At 35.3% G+C, this 18,144-nt stretch carries 16 protein-coding genes and 3 pseudogenes; 16 read left to right on the plus strand and 3 right to left on the minus strand.

Annotated features, from left to right (window positions below; translation table 11 throughout):
• Positions 1–14 precede the first annotated feature (14 nt).
• Positions 15–884, plus strand: a complete 870-nt coding sequence (locus LNP23_RS10355) for an ATP-grasp domain-containing protein (protein WP_230004810.1) — start codon at positions 15–17, stop codon at positions 882–884.
• Positions 885–1,693: 809 nt separating this feature from the next.
• Here LNP23_RS10355 and LNP23_RS10360 read toward each other — a convergent pair.
• Positions 1,694–2,635, minus strand: a complete 942-nt coding sequence (locus LNP23_RS10360; protein WP_230004811.1) for a helix-turn-helix domain-containing protein — start codon at positions 2,633–2,635, stop codon at positions 1,694–1,696.
• Positions 2,636–2,995: 360 nt separating this feature from the next.
• Between LNP23_RS10360 and LNP23_RS10365 the strand changes: the two genes are divergently transcribed.
• The 3 genes from LNP23_RS10365 to LNP23_RS10375 are packed head-to-tail and all read left to right on the plus strand — an operon-like array spanning position 2,996 to position 5,555.
• Positions 2,996–3,763, plus strand: coding sequence for an HmuY family protein (locus LNP23_RS10365; RefSeq protein ID WP_230004812.1), 768 nt, complete (start codon positions 2,996–2,998; stop codon positions 3,761–3,763).
• 15 nt (positions 3,764–3,778) lie between these two features.
• Positions 3,779–4,510, plus strand: a complete 732-nt coding sequence (locus tag LNP23_RS10370) for a hypothetical protein (protein ID WP_230004813.1) — start codon at positions 3,779–3,781, stop codon at positions 4,508–4,510.
• A gap of 28 nt (positions 4,511–4,538) precedes the next feature.
• Positions 4,539–5,555, plus strand: coding sequence for a hypothetical protein (locus tag LNP23_RS10375; protein ID WP_230004814.1), 1,017 nt, complete (start codon positions 4,539–4,541; stop codon positions 5,553–5,555).
• An 853-nt stretch (positions 5,556–6,408) separates the two neighbouring features.
• On the opposite strand, the gene LNP23_RS10380 is transcribed toward LNP23_RS10375, so the two are convergent.
• Complete coding sequence (locus LNP23_RS10380) at positions 6,409–6,552, minus strand: hypothetical protein (RefSeq protein ID WP_230004815.1); 144 nt, start codon at positions 6,550–6,552, stop codon at positions 6,409–6,411.
• Between the two features lie 528 nt (positions 6,553–7,080).
• Between LNP23_RS10380 and LNP23_RS10385 the strand changes: the two genes are divergently transcribed.
• Positions 7,081–8,013 (plus strand): CobW family GTP-binding protein, encoded by a 933-nt coding sequence (locus LNP23_RS10385; protein ID WP_230004816.1) that lies wholly within the window; start codon positions 7,081–7,083, stop codon positions 8,011–8,013.
• 28 nt (positions 8,014–8,041) lie between these two features.
• Here LNP23_RS10385 and tnpA read toward each other — a convergent pair.
• A pseudogene (tnpA, locus tag LNP23_RS10390) lies at positions 8,042–8,497 on the minus strand (IS200/IS605 family transposase).
• Positions 8,498–8,716: 219 nt separating this feature from the next.
• Between tnpA and mog the strand changes: the two are divergent.
• The 11 genes and pseudogenes from mog to LNP23_RS10445 form a co-directional block, all read left to right on the plus strand.
• Positions 8,717–9,118 (plus strand): annotated as a pseudogene (mog, locus tag LNP23_RS10395) (molybdopterin adenylyltransferase); the annotation flags it as partial.
• A gap of 2 nt (positions 9,119–9,120) precedes the next feature.
• Positions 9,121–11,055 (plus strand): threonine--tRNA ligase, encoded by a 1,935-nt coding sequence (thrS, locus tag LNP23_RS10400; protein WP_230004818.1) that lies wholly within the window; start codon positions 9,121–9,123, stop codon positions 11,053–11,055.
• A gap of 1 nt (position 11,056) precedes the next feature.
• Positions 11,057–11,656 (plus strand): dCTP deaminase, encoded by a 600-nt coding sequence (locus LNP23_RS10405; protein ID WP_230004819.1) that lies wholly within the window; start codon positions 11,057–11,059, stop codon positions 11,654–11,656.
• 26 nt (positions 11,657–11,682) lie between these two features.
• On the plus strand, positions 11,683–12,333 hold the full coding sequence (gene folE / locus LNP23_RS10410; protein ID WP_230004820.1) for a GTP cyclohydrolase I FolE: 651 nt from the start codon (positions 11,683–11,685) through the stop codon (positions 12,331–12,333).
• Positions 12,334–12,335: 2 nt separating this feature from the next.
• The gene (locus LNP23_RS10415) at positions 12,336–12,761 is read left to right on the plus strand and encodes a Fur family transcriptional regulator (RefSeq protein ID WP_230004821.1); all 426 of its coding nucleotides are present in this window, start codon (positions 12,336–12,338) and stop codon (positions 12,759–12,761) included.
• 14 nt (positions 12,762–12,775) lie between these two features.
• Positions 12,776–13,513, plus strand: a pseudogene (locus LNP23_RS10420) (hypothetical protein).
• A gap of 24 nt (positions 13,514–13,537) precedes the next feature.
• Positions 13,538–14,017 (plus strand): hypothetical protein, encoded by a 480-nt coding sequence (locus LNP23_RS10425; protein ID WP_230004822.1) that lies wholly within the window; start codon positions 13,538–13,540, stop codon positions 14,015–14,017.
• 20 nt (positions 14,018–14,037) lie between these two features.
• Positions 14,038–14,445, plus strand: coding sequence for a 6-pyruvoyl trahydropterin synthase family protein (locus LNP23_RS10430; protein ID WP_230004823.1), 408 nt, complete (start codon positions 14,038–14,040; stop codon positions 14,443–14,445).
• Between the two features lie 20 nt (positions 14,446–14,465).
• Positions 14,466–15,704 (plus strand): GTP-binding protein, encoded by a 1,239-nt coding sequence (locus LNP23_RS10435; protein WP_230004824.1) that lies wholly within the window; start codon positions 14,466–14,468, stop codon positions 15,702–15,704.
• A 61-nt stretch (positions 15,705–15,765) separates the two neighbouring features.
• Entirely contained in the window at positions 15,766–16,758 is a 993-nt protein-coding gene (locus LNP23_RS10440) for a TonB-dependent receptor (protein ID WP_230004825.1), read from the plus strand.
• Positions 16,712–18,070, plus strand: coding sequence for an outer membrane beta-barrel family protein (locus tag LNP23_RS10445; protein WP_230004826.1), 1,359 nt, complete (start codon positions 16,712–16,714; stop codon positions 18,068–18,070). The genes LNP23_RS10440 and LNP23_RS10445 overlap by 47 nt, the downstream gene beginning before the upstream one ends.
• Positions 18,071–18,144 lie beyond the last annotated feature (74 nt).

The following is an 18,144-nucleotide window of genomic DNA, read 5'->3' on the forward strand; positions in this document are numbered from 1 at the left end:
AAATAAACAGGAATATGAAAATTGCAATAGTAGGGTACAAAAAACAAGAAAAATTTGCTCAAGGGGTTACTAATGACGAGGATGCGGAATTAATTGATTTCTTAGTAAAAAAGAGGTTGAATGTAGTACCAGCCATATGGAATGATGAAAATGTTGATTGGACCAGTTTTGAAGTGGCGGTTATTAAATCACCTTGGGACTATCATAACCATTTGTCTGAATTTTTAAATTGGTTGGATGAAATTACCAAATTAAATGTAAAAGTGCTTAATCCGGTAGAAATTATCAAATGGAACAGTCATAAAGGCTATCTTAAGGATATAGCTAAGAAAGGACTTCCTGTAATTCCTGCCGAATATATAGAAAAGGGACATGTATTCAGCGAGCATTTTTTTAGTCTCTTTAATACCGATAAATTAGTTGTAAAACCTTGTGTAAGTGCAGGAGCACAAAATACACTAATAGTAGATCAAAAAAACTATGATGAGAGGTTATTTGAAATTAATGAACTCTTGAAAGAACAAGATTATATCGTACAACCGTTTGTTGATGAAATCAAAAATGGAGAATGGTCATTCCTTTTTTTTAATGGTAAATACAGTCATTCGTCACTAAAAACACCTAAAAAGGGAGATTTTAGAGTTCAACATTATCATGGTGGTAACATCAGTTATCCAATACCTAATGCAGTACATATAGAACAAGCAGCAGCATATGTGAATAGCCTCCCGCAGCATGTACTCTATGCAAGAGTGGACGGAGTTATAAGAAATAACAATTTCGAATTAATGGAAATAGAGTTAATAGAACCTTATCTGTTTCTTAATGCAGATGAAAAACTATTAGAAAATTATTATCAAGCTTTGATTGCTTTGATTTCATGAAAACCGGTTCCTAGAACCTAAAGAATAGAGTGCTGTCGCAGCTGCAAGTTAACCTCATTACTTTTGAATCTTTGATTTAAGCTTTTTAGCTGAGTAAATAGCCCACTATGATTAAGTTAAGGATTATTAAAAAAGTCTCACGCAGATTTCGCAGATTTTAGCGGATTGAAATAAAAAAAATCCGCGGAATCTGCAGAATCTGCGTGAAAACATATCATTAAGTTAAGGATTATCAAAAAAAAGTCTCACGCAGATTTCGCAGATTTTAGCGGATTGAAATAAAAAAAATCCGCAGAATCCGCAGAATCTGCGTGAAAACATATCACTAACTTAAGGATTATCAAAAAAAAATCTCACGCAGATTTCGCAGATTTTAGCAGATTGAATAAAAAAAAATCTGCAGAGTCTGCAGAATCTGCGTGAAAACATATCATTAAGTTAAGGATTATCAAAAAAAGTCTAACACAGATTTCGCAGATTTTAGCGGATTGAAATAAAAAAAATCCGCAGAATCCGCAGAATCCGCAGAATCTGCGTGAAAACATATCACTAAGTTAAGGATTGTCAAAAAAAAGTCTCACGCAGATTTCGCAGATTTTAGCGGATTGAAATAAAAAAAATCCGCGGAATCAGTAAAATCCGCACAATCCGCGTAAAAAATCATCTTAACTCAATCACATCAGGCCAAAACAAAAGGCTATTAAAAATGAACCTTTTAATATTGAAAAATATTTGTATTATCGTAACTCAGAAAATAAGCTGAAATCTGTTTGATTTTGAGGGATAAGAGAATTAGCAACGTGAACAAATTAGTCCTGATAATCTTTAGGGCAAGTGTTAAAATGTTTTTTAAAGGCATTGGAGAAATGAGTAGCATTTTTATACCCAATCCGATCTGCGATTTCATAAACCGGCAAAGAAGTTTTAGTGACAAGATCTTTGGCCAGAATCATTTTTTTTGATTTGATGTATTTCGCTACCGATTTTCCCGTAAATCTTGAAAATTCTTTGTTTAAAATGAAATTACTAATTCCGGTGCTTTTGTTTAATTCATCTAAAGTATGATTGAGATGTAAGTTTTTGTCGATGTATTTTTTAATATCGTAGACATATTTTAGATAGAGGTTTTGGTTTTGTGTGGTCGATTCATCTCTTGTAAAACTTTCAATTAAACTCGACAATAAAGAAATACACTTTGATTCAATGTACAGATGGAAACATAGCTTTTTTTTGGTGATCGTTCCTAATTCAATAATCGACCTTATAATTTCTTGCGGGATCGTATTATTAAATATAGTTTGTGCATTATTGTATAAGAAAACAGGATTGTACTTTTTCATATATTCTTCCGAAAAGACGATTTGTACGATATAAATAGACTCTTCTTTTCCAAATTTAGCAATTGCATTAGAATCATTTGTCATTTGAAGATATTGCATAAAAGGTCTGTACAAGGTTTCTGTTTTATTGTTTTTAGACCTAAACAAACAGTAACCATTTACAATATAAGTAGCTAGAAGAGAATTCATACTACAGTTGAATTCGATATCTACACATTTGTTTAATTTAATATCTATAATGTGCAGAAAAATGCCATTGGTTTCAAAAGTGTACATTTTCCCACATCCATAAGATGGATTTACAGACGATGATGTTGTGTTTATCGACTGTAATTTAGATTGTTTTATATCAATCCCTATTTTATTGTTTAATTCTTGTACTAGTGAGATAGTTTTCTGATTAGAGACCATTTCTTTTTAGCTATTTGTTTAAAATCTATTCCCATTCTAGAGCACAAAGTTATTGTTTTTATTTAGAATGAATAAAAATAAATACCGAATTGAGAAAGCTTAGGCATAATAGTAGTAGTGTTGCTAGTATCACAATTATTTAACTTTTTAATTTTTGATAGCGCCAAAATAGTCTTCTAAATTAAACGTGAATAGCTGTATCCAGCTACTTTTTTTATTCAATTGCGCTTCGATCGAGATAATTTAATGATTTCAGGATAGTGTTATTTCGCGTCTTTTTTTTAAATAAACACGTTCTCTTTTAAATATTTATCGGTGATAACTTTGCAATTATTAATTAGATTAAATAAAAATAAAGTAATGATACGTAAAGTTTTTTTAAAATTAATTATTGCCCAAGCGCTGATTTTGGGTTCGTGTTCTAGTGATGAAACAGAAGAAAAAATAATAGAAACACCAAAAGGGCAAGTGGAAACCTATACGGTAACCAATCTGTTAAGCAATTCCGGATCTGATTCTTATACCGATATTGCAGATCCTATATATTATAATCTCGATGAAAATAAGGTTGTTGACAAAGCTTTAGTCCAAACGTCACAATGGGATATAGAATTGTCGGGAGCTTTTAATACCTCTATAAAAGCAAACAACAAGCTGGATAAGAAATCCTCAGGCTATCAGGGAGCAGGTACATCACAAATATTCTTGTACAAAAGCGCTAAGATCGAAGCAGACTACTTTGATCCAATTGAAATGATGCCCAAACGTGCACCGGAAAGAAGTTTATTTGACAAGGCATTGGAGGAATTAACAGAAATACCAGCCGAAAAAGAAATGACAGCAATGTCTGAAATCGGATTGAACCTGTTTATGGGAGGACAAGAAGGCTGGTGCTTTTACGACATGGGAGGTGGGTTGTTTCCGAACGCAGGTCGCGATAAGGAGCATGTTATTTATGCACTTCCAAGAATTATTGTGATAAAAACCAATAAAGGAAATTACGTAAAACTAAGTATACAAAGTATATATAAAAACAATCCTGAGGATCCGAACCGTAGCCATAAGCCGGGACATATCAGTTTTAAATATACAATTCAGAAAAACGGAACAAAAAAATTTACCAAATAAATAAAATAATTGAATATGAAAAAGTTTGCACTTTTACTTGCATTAGGAACCCTTTTATTAGCATGCTCCAGCGACGAGGACACCATACCAGCGGAGTCTTATCAAAAAAGTATTGCCTCTTTTAAAGTAATAAATACCCCTGAACAAATAAATGCTATCGTAAGCGAAGTCGATAAAAAGATCGTTTTAACCCTGCCGTATTATTTAGGAGCTACTGCGATTGAACTTGATATTCAATTGGCGACAGGATATACGTTAGTTGATAGATCCGAAAATAAATTGATACAAGACGTAAGTGATTATTTATTAAACAAAAAAGAAGCGCTTGTTTATACCTTAAAAAATGAAAAAGGAGAATTAAAAAAATACACCTTAGAGATTGTAACCTATCAGCCGGATATTGTAGTGAAAGAATTGTATAACGAAGGCGCAAAGGTTAAAGAATATCCGAGAACAGCAACTTTAGATTGGGGAGAAGGACCTACAGTAATAGAAAATAGCATCCGAATTGCCTCTGATCAAATCATAAAAAGAGTAAACGGAATCGAAATAACAAAAGTGTTCTTTATAGATGCGACAGGAAAAGAAACAGAGCTGAAAAAGATATCCACCAGCAAAACGGGTATAAATGCTTATTTCCCTGAGAATATGGCTGTAGGAGAATATCAGGTGAGAGTTGAGAATTACTCCAGATCAGTCTTGCTAAAAAGACCGGTTAAGTTAATCAAAATGCAAGGAGAAAAATAATTAAGAATTTAATAATAAAGTATATACAATGAAACTATTTTTTAAAATACAAACAATTAGCTTAATTCTAATGATGGTTTTAAGTTCTTGTTCCAATGATGAAAATTCTGATGGGCTACCATACAATAATATAAATGAGTTTAAAGTAGAACATGAAGGAAAACAGATTTACGGTAAGATTGAGGGCGCAACAATTGAATTAAATTGGCCTTGCAATGCACAACTTCCTGCGACATTAAAACCATCTATTGTACTGTCAGACAAAGCATCAGTACTGCCGTTGTCCGGAACCGAGATCGACCCGGTTAAAGTAACAACTTATAGAGTAAAAGCAGAAGACGGTTCTGAGAAAACCTACACCTTAAAAATTAACTATCTCCAGCCAATAATCAATGTAGAAGGCGTAGAGACTCCGATAGAAGCAAGTTTTAGACATGACTATACGATTTTTGGTGAAGGTTTTTCTAAAAACAAAAACGAAAATAAAGTTTCTCTAGTTGCTGAAGACGGTTCGAAAGAGTATCCTTTAAGTATCGATGAAGCCCAAGTGTTAAACGACAACGGTTACGCTGACAGGCTAAAAATAGTAATGCCTAAAAAAGAAGATATGCCGGCAGGAAGCTACAAATTAAAAGTAGTTTATGGAAACCGTTCTGTTACAACCAAAAAAGCATATTTTAATGTAAAAGATTTAAAACTACCTTATATAACCATACCGGAAAGTATGATTTCAGAAATCGAAGGCGTAAGATGTATTGTTCTTAACAGTAACGAAAAGCATGAGCTAAAAGGAGAGAATTTTGAAGCATTCGGAGGAGCCTCACAAATTTTCTTTACCTGGAGAACTCCAACCAGTCAAGGATCTGACTCTTCTGAACTTACGGTTGTAAATAGCAACAGCATCCAGTTTGAAAAATCGGATTGGGTAGATGCTAACAAATTGTATCAAAGAGCCTACATTGACTACAGAGGCGAAAAAAACGTTAGAATTTCAGTTTACCTTAGAGATAATGCCGGCAATCTGGTTGGTGTGTATTTTAAGTAAAAATTGGTGGATTGATAAATTAGAACCCCTTACTGTTGTGAAAAATGGTAAGGGGTTTTGTGTTGATTTAAAAAATGGTAATACAGGAAGAACTGAATGATTTTCTGGAATGTGATAGTAATATTTACTGTTTTGGCGGTAATTTATGGCTGTTATGCTGAGGTAGCTTTGATTTTACTTCGTATTTGTGGTTTTTTACTGCTAAGGCGGTAAAATTTGATTGATCGTGTTTTTTTTTTTTATGTTGAGAACTGGAATGGGTTGGTTGAGATTTTTTTTTGTCTTAAGAGACGAGAAAGAAGTATTTTATGTTTATGAAAGAACGGGAGGTTTTAAATAAAATTTGTTTTTTAAAACAACCTAAGAACTGGTATTGCAAAAACATAATGCAGTAAAAACAAAAAAAAACCTTCAACTTTTGTTGAAGGTTTTAAAAGTTCCGCGGAGAAAGAGGTTCCGCTGATTTTATGTCAATCCCAGGAAATACAAAGGCTAAGTTATATAAATTAAAAAAGGGTCACCTATAGGGTCACTTAACTTGCAGGATATTAAATCTTTACAAGTACGAAGGTAAGAAATAAATAATTGTTTGTTGCAATTAGAACTTAAAATAACAATTCTATTTCATTAATTTTTTTGCATAATTTAGTCTTCGAACTATCGATATTTGAAAATTAAAGATTCATTTTTCAATAAATAATAATGCAACTTTGTTGCGTTTATGAATTAGATTTATATATTTGCAATAATTAAAACAGTACTTAAATTACAAAGAAGATATTTTTGCATATTCTTTTTAAGTCCGCTTAATTATTGTGTATAGGAATGAAAAAAAAATGGATCATAATTAGTATTATCCTGTCTGTAACGGTGTTGTTTTCAATACTGTTTCAGTCAATACATTCTTATGAGCATCATTCCCATCAGATTCAAGAGAAAGAACACCATGATCACCTTTGTAAAGAAAAAGCTGAAATAAGCGACGATCACAGTACATTTGAGAAATGTTTTACTTGTGATTTTAGCCTTAGCTTATTTACAGCCTTAACTGTTTATCTTTTCCAGTTTTATAAAAGCAGTAGTGAAAATTATTCTCCGATCTATTGCTTCCAGCAGCATTCTTCTTTTTTTAAAGGAAGTCTTTTTGCTCTCAGGGCACCGCCAATCCTTTAAAATCGTAAAGGAAAATATTAATGATTAATGATCAATAATAAAAAAGCAAGGCAGTTTTCTTGTCTTGTATTTGTTTATTACAAACAAGCGGGCTGATGTGTCAGGAAATATTATTTCTGATAAATTTTGTTCTGCCTTGTATGGATAATTTCATCTGTTCCATTATTCCATAAAAGTATTTTCACTCGATTTCATTTTAAGTCAATGACTATTGTTCTTTAGGATAATCTGTCCGGCGAGAATTACAACCTCAGCAAGTTTACTACATCAATTTTGTATTCTAATTATTTAAGTAGTTACGTAAAATTGTAATCTGCTTCTTGCGTATATAATCAAATTGGAAAAGCCAGAAATGAAAGATTCAAAAAAAATAAATGTTTACATAATTTCAGGGTTTTTAGGATCTGGAAAAACAACACTTCTCAATGATTTGCTAAGACAGTTTAATGCGGAAAAAAATGTAGTCATTGAAAATGAGTTTGGCAAAATTAATATTGATTCCACATTGATAAATGGCAGTTTCGACTCCGTTTATGAACTGACAAACGGCTGTATCTGCTGTTCGATGAACAACAGATTACTGGAAACTTTGGCAAGAATCGTGACTAGAGAAAACCGTCCGGATAACTTGTTTATTGAGACGACAGGAATTGCTGATGCAGGTGAAATTGCAGCAAGATTTACCTCTCTTTTTGTAGCGGAAGAATTCTGTTTAAAAAAGATCGTAACAGTAGTTGATGCTGAAAATATTCTTTTCTATAAAGATTCAAATACCGAGGTACAAAAGCAGATCGTTGCTGCTGATATGGTGGTCATTAATAAATACAGTCTTGTCGAAACGGAAACTCTAAATGAAATAAAGGGATTTATACAGGCTATAAATCCTTATGCCAATATCAGTTTATCCAATGAAGGTTCGCTGGAACGACTAAACTTAGAAGTAGAGAACAGTCGGAAAACAGCAATTCCTTCCAGTGTTTTTAACTCAGAGAGTGTTCACAAAATTAAAACAGTGCTTTATGAAACAGGTGATTTTTTTGATATTCAGAAATTGAAATATGAGATTTTCAGAAACCTGTATTTGTACTATCATCAGATTTACAGGATAAAAGGATATGTTATGAATTCAGAAAATAAAGTCTTTTTAGTACAGACAACTGGAAAGACAGTGATTATAACTTCAGCTGAAAAGCAGCTGATTTCAAAAAGCCACTTGGTCTTTATTGGAAAACAGTTAGAATTAAAAACCGCAGAGCGAATAACAAAAAGTGCAATTAATGAATGACCCCGAGGCAGAGCCTCGAGGTATCGTGTTACTCGAAAGATAATCGTAATTGATTTTTGTTAAATGATTTGTAAACATTTTTTTCATCACCTTGATTTTGAATATATTTTTGAATCACATTCTCATTCCCATACTGACCAACTGTATTTATATAATAACCACTTGTCCAAAAATTACCTCCCCACAACTTTACTTTAACCCCTGGATGCAATCGGAAAATTTCTTTAGCTGTAATACTTTTTATAGTTCTCACAATAATTTCAACTGAAATATTTGGTAAACTTTATATCAAAAAATGCACATGATTTTCATCCGCTCCAATCTCTATAAAATGAATATCATATCGTTCTGAAATATTTGCGCAAACTTCAACTAAACTAATCTCAACAGATTCAGATAAAACACTAAGACGATATTTTATCGGACAAACCAAATGATAAAGCAACAAACTCTTATTATGACGTTTCAAAATATGTTCACTCATCTAACAAATATAAGAATCTTTTGCATCTCACCCCGAGGCAGAGCCTCGAGGAATTATATGATTAAAAATAAACACCTCCAATTACTATAAATGGGAAAGTTGAAAATTGGAATACTAACCATCTCAGACCGTGCCAGCAAGGGATTATACGAAGACTTTTCCGGCCAGGAAATAAGAAGAGTTGTAGATAATTAGACCAGCGACAGTTGTGATTTTGCCTATTGCATAATTCCTGATGAAGAAGAATTGATATACGACAAATTAGTTTACTTATCAGACACAGAAAAATGCTGCCTGATTTTAACAACAGGCGGAACAGGTCCGGCTCTGCGTGACGTAACGCCCCAAGCTACTGAAAGAGCCTGTCAGAAAATGCTGCCCGGTTTTGGTGAATTAATGCGAAAAGAAAGCCTTGCCCATGTTCCCACTGCCATACTATCAAGACAGGCAGCCGGAATTAGAAACCAGACATTAATTGTGAATCTTCCCGGCAAACCCAGTGCAATAGAAATTTGCCTGAAAGCTGTTTTTCCGGCAATTCCTTATTGTATTGATTTATTGGAAGGCCCTTTTATGATATGCAATCCGGCAGAGATTCGAATTTTTAGACCCAAGAAATAAATATGATTAAAATATTCTTACCCTCAAACACAGAAAAAACATTTGACAAAGAATCGGTTGACCTGCTTGATGTTGCACAATCTATTGGTAATTCATTAGCAAAAGAAGTTTTAGCAGCAAGCGTAGATGGAAAAGTTATAGACATAAACACCAGCATTGAAAATAATTCGAAAGTCACTTTGCTGACCTGGAACGATGATGAAGGCAAAAATGCCTTTTGGCACACCTCGGCTCATTTGCTTGGAGCGGCACTGTTGGAATTATACACGGGCATTCAGCTTGGAACAGGACCAGCGATAGAAAACGGATTTTATTATGATGTTGATTTTGGCAAGCACAAGTTTACCGATGCTAATTTTACAGCAGTTGAAAACAAAATGCTGGAACTGGCTCAAAAAAAATCAGGTAACATTCTAAGAAAAGTTTCAAAAGCACAAGCTGCTGACTTCTTTACACAAAATTTCAATTCCTATAAGTTAGAGATGATCGATGATCTGCCCGACGGGAATATTACATTTTATGAGACAGGAGATTTTACAGACTTGTGTGCAGGACCTCACATCCCCAATACTTCATTTATCAAAGCCGTAAAACTTACCGCAATTGCCGGAGCGTATTGGCGTGCCAACGAAAAAAATAAAATGCTGACACGTGTTTACGGAATTGCATTTCCCAAAAAAGCAGAACTCGACCAGTATCTTGAGGGAATAGAAAAAGCAAAACAACGGGACCACCGAAAACTCGGAAAAGAATTAGAGCTTTTTTATTTTGATGAACAAGTTGGAATGGGCCTGCCGCTTTGGGCTCCAAAAGGAGAAGCGCTGCGACAAAATTTAATTGGTTTTTTAAAAAAAATACAAATGCGCGCCGGTTATCAGCACGTGGCAAGTCCGCATATTGGTAAAAAAGAACTTTATATTACTTCAGGACATTATGCCAAATACGGGCAGGATGCTTTTCAGCCTATAAAAACGCCAGCCGAGAATGAGGAATTCTTTCTCAAACCCATGAACTGCCCGCATCATTGCAAAATATATGCAACAAAACCCAGAAGTTATAAAGAAATGCCCATTAAATATGCCGAGTTTGGTACGGTCTATCGGTATGAACAAAGCGGGGAACTGCACGGACTTACCCGTGTACGTGGGTTTACGCAGGATGATGCCCATATTTATTGCAGACCCGACCAGCTTAAAGACGAATTTTTAAAGGTAGTTGATTTAGTGAACCTGGTTTACGGAAAATTAGGCTTTACCGATTTTCATACCCAAATTTCACTGCGGGATACCACAAATAAAGAAAAATATTTAGGTACAGACCAAATGTGGAGCCTGGCAGAAAATGCCATTATAGAAGCTACCCAGGAACGTGGAATGAAAAGCACGACAAAAGAGGGTGAAGCCGCTTTTTATGGGCCAAAACTCGATTTTATGGTCCGCGATGCCATTGGAAGAAAATGGCAGATTGGTACCATTCAGGTAGATTATATGATGCCTGAAAATTTTGATCTGACTTACACAGGAACAGATAATGCCCTACACAGGCCCGTAATGATCCACAGGGCATTGTTTGGTTCAATGGAGCGTTTTATTGCCCTTTTAATCGAACATACCGGTGGCAATTTCCCTCTGTGGCTGGCCCCTACAAAAGTTATTGTACTGTCTATTGCCGCAAAATATATTCCGTATTGCCTGGCAATAGCTGATCAGATCAATGAAGAATTCGATCAGCAGATCGAGGTTGATCAAAGGGATGAGAAAATAGGACGCAAAATCAGGGATGCCGAAACCCAAAAAATCCCTTATATGCTTATTGTGGGTGAAAAAGAAAGCGAGGAAAACAAAGTTTCGGTTCGCGTTCATGGCCAGGGTGATACAGGAGCGGTATTGGTTTCAGAATTTATTGAAAATTTTAGAAAAGAACTCAAAATAATCTAAAATGATTTTAAGCGGAAAAGAAATAGTGAAAAGGCTCGGAACAGACATTTCGATTGAGCCATTTGACGCAAGGCAACTCAATCCTAATAGTTATAATTTGAGACTGCATGAAGATTTGCTGGTGTATAACCACAGTATTTTAGACCTGAAGATTGAAAACAAGACAACTCCGCTTACTATTCCTGAATCAGGGTTATTGTTAGAACCCAATAAGCTGTACCTGGGCAGAACGGTAGAGTATACAAAAACACATAATTATTTACCGATGCTGGAAGGACGAAGGAGTATTGGACGCCTTGGGATGTTTATCCATGTTACTGCAGGATTCGGAGATGTGGTATTTAAGGGCTATTGGACACTGGAAATTTTTGTAATTCAGCCCTTGATTATTTATCCCAACGTCGAGATTTGCCAAATTTATTACCACGCAATCGATGGTGATTTTGAAAGGTACACCAGCGAAAAATATCAAAAAATGATGGAATCCGGCCGAGCTATTTATTTAAGGATCTTGAAAATGAAAACAAGTAAAAGAAATTCGACCAGCAACATAAATCTGAAGGCATCAATGGATAGGCTGCTTGTAGAGAAATTAGATTAGAAAACAATAATTATATTTTTTAGAAAATGAATAATCAAGAACAAGCTGACATATTGGGCGATAACCATATCGGAACATCTGCACAAACGCCTTTGCGCAGTGATGCTTTCGCTAGAACTGACGACCAAAAAATAGAAACCATTTCTTTTCATTATCAAAAAATAATGGAGGAATTAGGTTTAGACCTCGCAGATGACAGCTTAAGCGGTACCCCGTACCGCGTGGCAAAGATGTACGTTAAAGAACTTTTCTCAGGACTGGATCCCAAAAACAAACCCAAAATCTCGGTTTTTGACAATAAATACCAGTACAGCAAAATGCTAATTGAAAGTGATATTACTTTTAATTCTTCCTGCGAGCATCATTTTTTACCCATAATTGGAAAGGCTCATATAGGTTATATTTCGTCGGGTAAAGTCATCGGATTATCAAAAATGAACAGGATTGTAGAATATTATGGTCGAAGGCCTCAGGTGCAGGAACGAATGACAATGCAGATTTTTAACGAATTGAAAACGGTCCTGCAGACAGATGATGTAATTGTGGTGGTTGAAGCAGAGCATCTGTGTGTTTCTACCCGTGGAGTGAACGACAAATCCAGTAAAACCACTACGCTGGAATATGGGGGGAAGTTTGGTGGTATCCGCATTCGAGAAGACTTTTTTAAAATGATTTAGCAATGATACAAAAGGCTAAAGCAATTCTAAAAGAAAATGGACTCAAAATAACCCAAAACAGAATAGATGTTTTGGCTGTTTTTCTGGGTTCTGAAAAGGCTTTTTCGTTGTCAGATCTGGAAAAATTATTCCATTACAGTCACGAGCGGTCCAGTATTTTCAGAAACCTGAAAGCTTATGCAGAGAAAGGGATTTTGGATAAATTCTGTAATGCATCCGGCACGGCAGTTTATACCTTAAACCTTCATAAACCTGATTGTGACGGCAGATCTCATTTTAAATGCAAAGATTGTGAGACTGTGGTTTCACTACCCAATTTACCTGTAGAATATCTTTTAGTATTGGGTAAGAATAGAATGGAAAGCATGAATTTATTTATAGAAGGAACTTGTGAAAATTGTCAAAATAAAATCCTGAAAACATTATGAATCAATTTGTATTAATGGAGTATCCCAATGCCGAAACAGGTGAAATCGTAACGAGTAAATATTTGAATTTTTTAGAAAAAGAATACCAATCCGACCTTACAAAAATGCTTTTTGCAACTTCGCTCTGTTCGGATGATGTTAATGTTTCTACAGATTTTAGAAAAGTTTTGGCACGCCCCTTCTCTATGGGAGGCTTGGGTGGACTGCCCTACTCAGGCCGTACAGGAATGGTTGCATTTGCACATCATATTCCCGATGGAGGTGATGCTTTTATTTTTTATGCCCCACATATTGGAATTTCTGACCGAGGAGTGCTCGGCGAAATGCGAAGACCCGGACAACGCAAATTAACTAATAGCTGCGGAGCTTTGATGCTTGGACTAGAGCGATTACAGCAACAAAGTGAAGTCTATGTGCCTATCAACTCCGAGTTGGATTACCAGTAAATATTGTTGGAAAGAACAGTAATGCCTTATAAGCAAAGAATTTTACAAGCACATAATCCTAAAAAAGAAATCACGGAAGTTTTCTATGAAGAAATTCATAAAAAAATACAGCTGCTGGTCAAAATGTCTAAAAAAGAGTTTGCGTGTAAACGTATTTTTTTATTGGGAGGTGTCATAATCAACACATCACCAGAGTTTAATGATATGGTAGATGTACGAAACTTTCAGGTAATCAATACCAATGAAATAGAAGATGAAGCTTTTGATATTTCTATTTTGGAAACGCCCGCTTTCAAGGATTTATAAAAATTTACCCGTAAAATAAAATTAGTGATACATAAAATAGACTGCCTGAATCCCGAAGAAATACAACACTTGAAAGACTTTAATATAAAAGAAAAAATCCTTTCGGTTTTCTATTATTATTGGATAAATGTTTCAAATCCTGACGAACATTACCATTTTATAGATGTTATTGAATTTGTTTTTGATGATTCTTCCTCTTTGGTTTTTAAACTTAATGATGAAGATTCAGGGATAGCAATTACACAGAAATTTGAATTTGAGCAATACAAAACAAGCTTACAAACTGAATTTTTACAGCAAATCAGACTTCAAAAAATGGAGGCTACTACGTTAGAAGTTTGGAAATCAGCTTTAATGACTGCTTTTAGACAAATAACTTTTATTGAAGAAAAAGGACATTTTTTGAATGTGACATTTTGGATTGAATTCAAAAATCAGAAAATAGGAGTCCATTTTCATCCAGTAGAAGGATTGGTTGTTACCAAATGTGAGGGAATTTTATAATTAGCTTAAAAAAACGAACAATGAAAACTACCATTTGCAGAGAAGCATATTTTAATGCCTGCCATAGAATGCACAATCCCAATTGGTCTGACCAAAAAAACAAAGAAACATTTGGAATATGTAATAATGCCAATTATCACGGGCATAACTTTAGGCTTATTGTAAAAATAACAGGAGAAATTAATCCCGAAACGGGTTATGTTATGGATATGAAAGTCTTGGGAACTATTATTAAAAACGAAATCGAAGACCGTTTTGATCATAAAAATCTCAATCTTGATTGTCTGGAATTTGTAAACAAAATAGCCTCTACCGAAAATTTTGCCTGGATTATTTTCGGAATTCTAAAATCAAAATTACCAAAAGACATTAAACTTAAAATCATTCTTTTTGAAACAGACAAAAACAGTGTCGAAGTTGAAGAATAAAAAAAATAAAAAAACATAAAATGAAAAAATTACCCGTAACCGTATTATCAGGATTTCTTGGAGCAGGAAAAACCACACTGCTCAATCATATCCTGCACAACAAGGAAGGTTTAAAAGTTGCCGTAATCGTTAATGACATGAGTGAGGTTAACGTCGATGCCCGATTAGTTAAAAACGAAATGACGTTATCACGTACCGAAGAAAAACTCGTTGAAATGAGCAATGGCTGTATTTGCTGCACCCTTAGGGAAGATTTGATGCTAGAAGTTGAAAAACTGGCCAGAGAAAACCGTTTTGATTATCTGCTGATAGAAAGTACAGGGATCAGTGAACCTATTCCTGTAGCCCAGACTTTTACTTTTATAAATGAAGATGAAAATATTGACTTGTCCCGTTTTAGCTATATTGATGCCATGGTCACGGTAGTTGACGCTTTCAACTTTTTCAAAGATTTTGGAAGTGCAAAAACACTGGCAGACATTCAGGCAACCAACATCGAGAATGATAATAGGACCATTGTAAATCTATTGGTAGATCAGGTAGAATTTGCCAATGTAATTGTGCTGAACAAAACCGATCTGGTGACAGAAAGCCAATTAGAAACCTTAAGAGCTTCCCTTCATAAGCTTAACCCGGGAGCCAAAATTATCTGCTCGGAACTGGGTAAAGTAAATCCAAACGAAATTATAAATACAGGATTATTCAACTACGAGGACGCTGAAACTTCAGCAGGATGGATACGCGAGCTCGAAGGTATCCATACTCCTGAAACGGAAGAGTACGGTATCAGTTCATTTGTTTTTCGGGATCCAAGACCTTTTCATCCCTACCGTTTGTGGGATTTTATTTCAAAGGATTTTCCCCGCGCAGTCATCCGCAGCAAAGGATTATTTTGGCTGGCATCAAGCCCGGAGCAGGCTATCAACTGGAGCCAGGCCGGAGGCTCTATGAAAGCAGAAAATGCCGGGGTCTGGTGGGCAAGCATGCCGCTGGGTGAGCGAATGAATTTTCAGAGTTTTGTTGAGAATCAGGAGATCATCGAAGAACGCTGGACACTTGATTTTGGAGACAGGCTTAACGAATTGGTTTTTATTGGGATTTCGATGGATGAAAAAGAAATAACAAAACAATTGGAAAGCTGCCTTTGCAGTGCTGATGAAATTATGGATCTGCAGGATGGTTTTTTCTCTAATAAAGATCCTTTTCCAATTGAGAGAACTACCGGAGTTAAAGGCGAAACAGCTTTTTTGCACGAATAATATTTTGTACTACTAGGTGAGAGCATCATATCAGGATTTTTCAAAATAATAGAATAATAGAATGAGCTGGAGTTTTAGAATAATTGTTTTTTTCTTTTTAGCATTTTTCCCTTTACAGCGGTCTTTAGCGCAGGTATACTCTATTGAAGGATTTGTAAAAAGTAGTAACAATACTACTTTACCAAATATTACTATAGTCCTTAAGGGCTTACAAAACAGCGTATCCTCGCAGCGCATATTTACAGACAGTCTGGGATACTATCGTTTTGACAATATTAAGCAGGGGCGCTATATAGTCGCAGCAGAAAGTCAGGAGTACGGCATATCAGTAAGTGATACCATTGATTTGGGCGCGGTCAGTCCCAAGGCAGTTCATCACTTTTTGATGGAAATTTCAGCCAAAGCACTTGATGAAGTGGTAATAACAAATAAGAAGGCTTTAATTGAGGCTGAAAAAGGGAAAATGATTTTTAACGTTGCAGGCAATGCGGCCAACAGCGGTATATCGGCTTTCGAAGTGCTTAAAAAAATTCCCGGTATCACTATTGGGCAGAATGACGACATTCTACTAAAGGGAACCTCGGGAGCCAATATAATGATAGATGGCAAAATGAGTTATATAACAGGTAACCAGCTCGCGATTTACCTAAAGGGGCTCAGCGCCGATGATGTCAGTAAAATTGAAGTCATTACCAATCCCTCGGCCGCATTTGATGCTTCAGGAAATTCAGGGCTCATCAATATTGTAACAAAGGCAAACAAGAAAAAAGGCTATGCGCTTAATTTGAGAAGCAGCATATCCAAAGGTGCTTTCTGGATGAACAATCAAAATATCTCAGCAGGTATGAACCAGGATAAATGGAATGCTTACGCCTCCTTTGACTATAATACACCGCATAGAAAAAGGACAGGTGAAAGCGGAAACAGTATTATAGAAAATGATCAAAAAATCACTTTAAGCAGAGAAAATAACATTCCGTTTAAGATATATTACTATACCTGGAAGATTGGCGGGAGCTGGAAACTTGCTTTCAAACGTATATTCGACTTATGAACTAACAGAGCCGTACCATTATGATGCTTACAATTTTGATTACCTGTTTGAAATTGATTCGGCAGGGAAAAAAATTACTGCAGATGCCCGGTATGTGTCGTATCGCAACTATTCTGATGCGCTTATGACAGCAGATCATTATGGCGCTGCAGGTGAGTCCCTTTTTACCAATGTCATTCGGACACATCAGCCGGGTTCCATAAAAATAAAATCGGTACAGGCCGATGCAGAGCTTCCCTTTGATGAAATTAATTTAAAAACAGGATTTAAATTTGCAGAGGTGTGTAATGATAATAATTTTCATTCGGAAAAACTAGATCAGGATCAGTATATTGAAATAGAAGACATGACCGATCATTTTCAATACAGCGAAAAGATCATAGCCGGCTACATTTCTGGGTCTAAATCTATTGCTAAAATTTCATTTGATTTGGGATTTCGAATAGAGCATACGATCTCGGAAATTGATCTTGCCAATGCAATGGTTAATAGAAGCAACAACTATACAAGTTTCTTTCCTAATTTTTCAGCCAGCCATCAATTTCAGGATGACAGCAGGATCAATATCGCTGTTAGCAAAAGAATCAACAGGCCGGCTTATTCGGGGCTGAATCCGGTAAGGTGGTACAATGATGAATATTTTTATTTTTACGGAAATCCCGACTTAGTTCCAGAGACGGCTAGGCTTTTCACAACCTCCTATGTACTTTCCAATAAATATATTTTTAATATGGAATACAGTAAAAGCAGCAATTACATATCCCGCAGACTTTCTTATGATCCCAATGGTGTAACAATTAGATCCCAGAGTGCTAATTTTAGGAATTATGACCGTTTTGATTTTAATACTGTAACGCCATTAAAAATTTCTGACAGTTGGGGTCTTCAGGTATTGACTGGTGTTAATTACATATTTTATCCCATATCTGAGGCAGATTATCAAAGCAATTTGCAGCAATGGGCCTGGAACTTATCCCTGCAGCAGCAGGTTAAATTCCTTGAACACTATTCAGCAGATATCTCCATCAAATATACTTCAAGCGAGCTTTACGGGGTGTATGTGACAGGTGATGTGTTTTTTATAGATTTTGGAGTAAAGCGTACTTTGATCAAAGGACTCGATGCTGTCATAGCGGTAAATGATGTATTTAACAGCTATCGCGAAATAGGATACTCAAATAGTCGTCTGACAAATTATTATTATAATGAGAAACCTGATTCGCGTCGCGTAAGCCTAACCTTACGATATAATTTTGGGGGAGAATTAGTCAATTCAGGTAAAAAGAAAACCGAAGAACAGCAAAGACTTTAGCTTCGTATGGAATTTAAATTACAGATGATTGCAGTTTGTTTAAAGTGTAAATACTTGTAAAAGAGCATAGTACA

This window comes from Flavobacterium cupriresistens, assembly GCF_020911925.1.
GTDB lineage: Bacteria > Bacteroidota > Bacteroidia > Flavobacteriales > Flavobacteriaceae > Flavobacterium > Flavobacterium cupriresistens.

Bases quoted from the DNA above. Each gene is read 5' to 3' on its own strand.
- LNP23_RS10355 (WP_230004810.1), top strand. From the start codon at position 15: ATGAAAATTGCAATAGTAGGGTACAAAAAACAAGAAAAATTTGCTCAA.
- LNP23_RS10360 (WP_230004811.1), bottom strand. From the start codon at position 2,635: ATGGTCTCTAATCAGAAAACTATCTCACTAGTACAAGAATTAAACAAT.
- LNP23_RS10365 (WP_230004812.1), top strand. From the start codon at position 2,996: ATGATACGTAAAGTTTTTTTAAAATTAATTATTGCCCAAGCGCTGATT.
- LNP23_RS10370 (WP_230004813.1), top strand. From the start codon at position 3,779: ATGAAAAAGTTTGCACTTTTACTTGCATTAGGAACCCTTTTATTAGCA.
- LNP23_RS10375 (WP_230004814.1), top strand. From the start codon at position 4,539: ATGAAACTATTTTTTAAAATACAAACAATTAGCTTAATTCTAATGATG.
- LNP23_RS10380 (WP_230004815.1), bottom strand. From the start codon at position 6,552: ATGTACTGTGATCGTCGCTTATTTCAGCTTTTTCTTTACAAAGGTGAT.
- LNP23_RS10385 (WP_230004816.1), top strand. From the start codon at position 7,081: ATGAAAGATTCAAAAAAAATAAATGTTTACATAATTTCAGGGTTTTTA.
- thrS (WP_230004818.1), top strand. From the start codon at position 9,121: ATGATTAAAATATTCTTACCCTCAAACACAGAAAAAACATTTGACAAA.
- LNP23_RS10405 (WP_230004819.1), top strand. From the start codon at position 11,057: ATGATTTTAAGCGGAAAAGAAATAGTGAAAAGGCTCGGAACAGACATT.
- folE (WP_230004820.1), top strand. From the start codon at position 11,683: ATGAATAATCAAGAACAAGCTGACATATTGGGCGATAACCATATCGGA.
- LNP23_RS10415 (WP_230004821.1), top strand. From the start codon at position 12,336: ATGATACAAAAGGCTAAAGCAATTCTAAAAGAAAATGGACTCAAAATA.
- LNP23_RS10430 (WP_230004823.1), top strand. From the start codon at position 14,038: ATGAAAACTACCATTTGCAGAGAAGCATATTTTAATGCCTGCCATAGA.
- LNP23_RS10435 (WP_230004824.1), top strand. From the start codon at position 14,466: ATGAAAAAATTACCCGTAACCGTATTATCAGGATTTCTTGGAGCAGGA.
- LNP23_RS10440 (WP_230004825.1), top strand. From the start codon at position 15,766: ATGAGCTGGAGTTTTAGAATAATTGTTTTTTTCTTTTTAGCATTTTTC.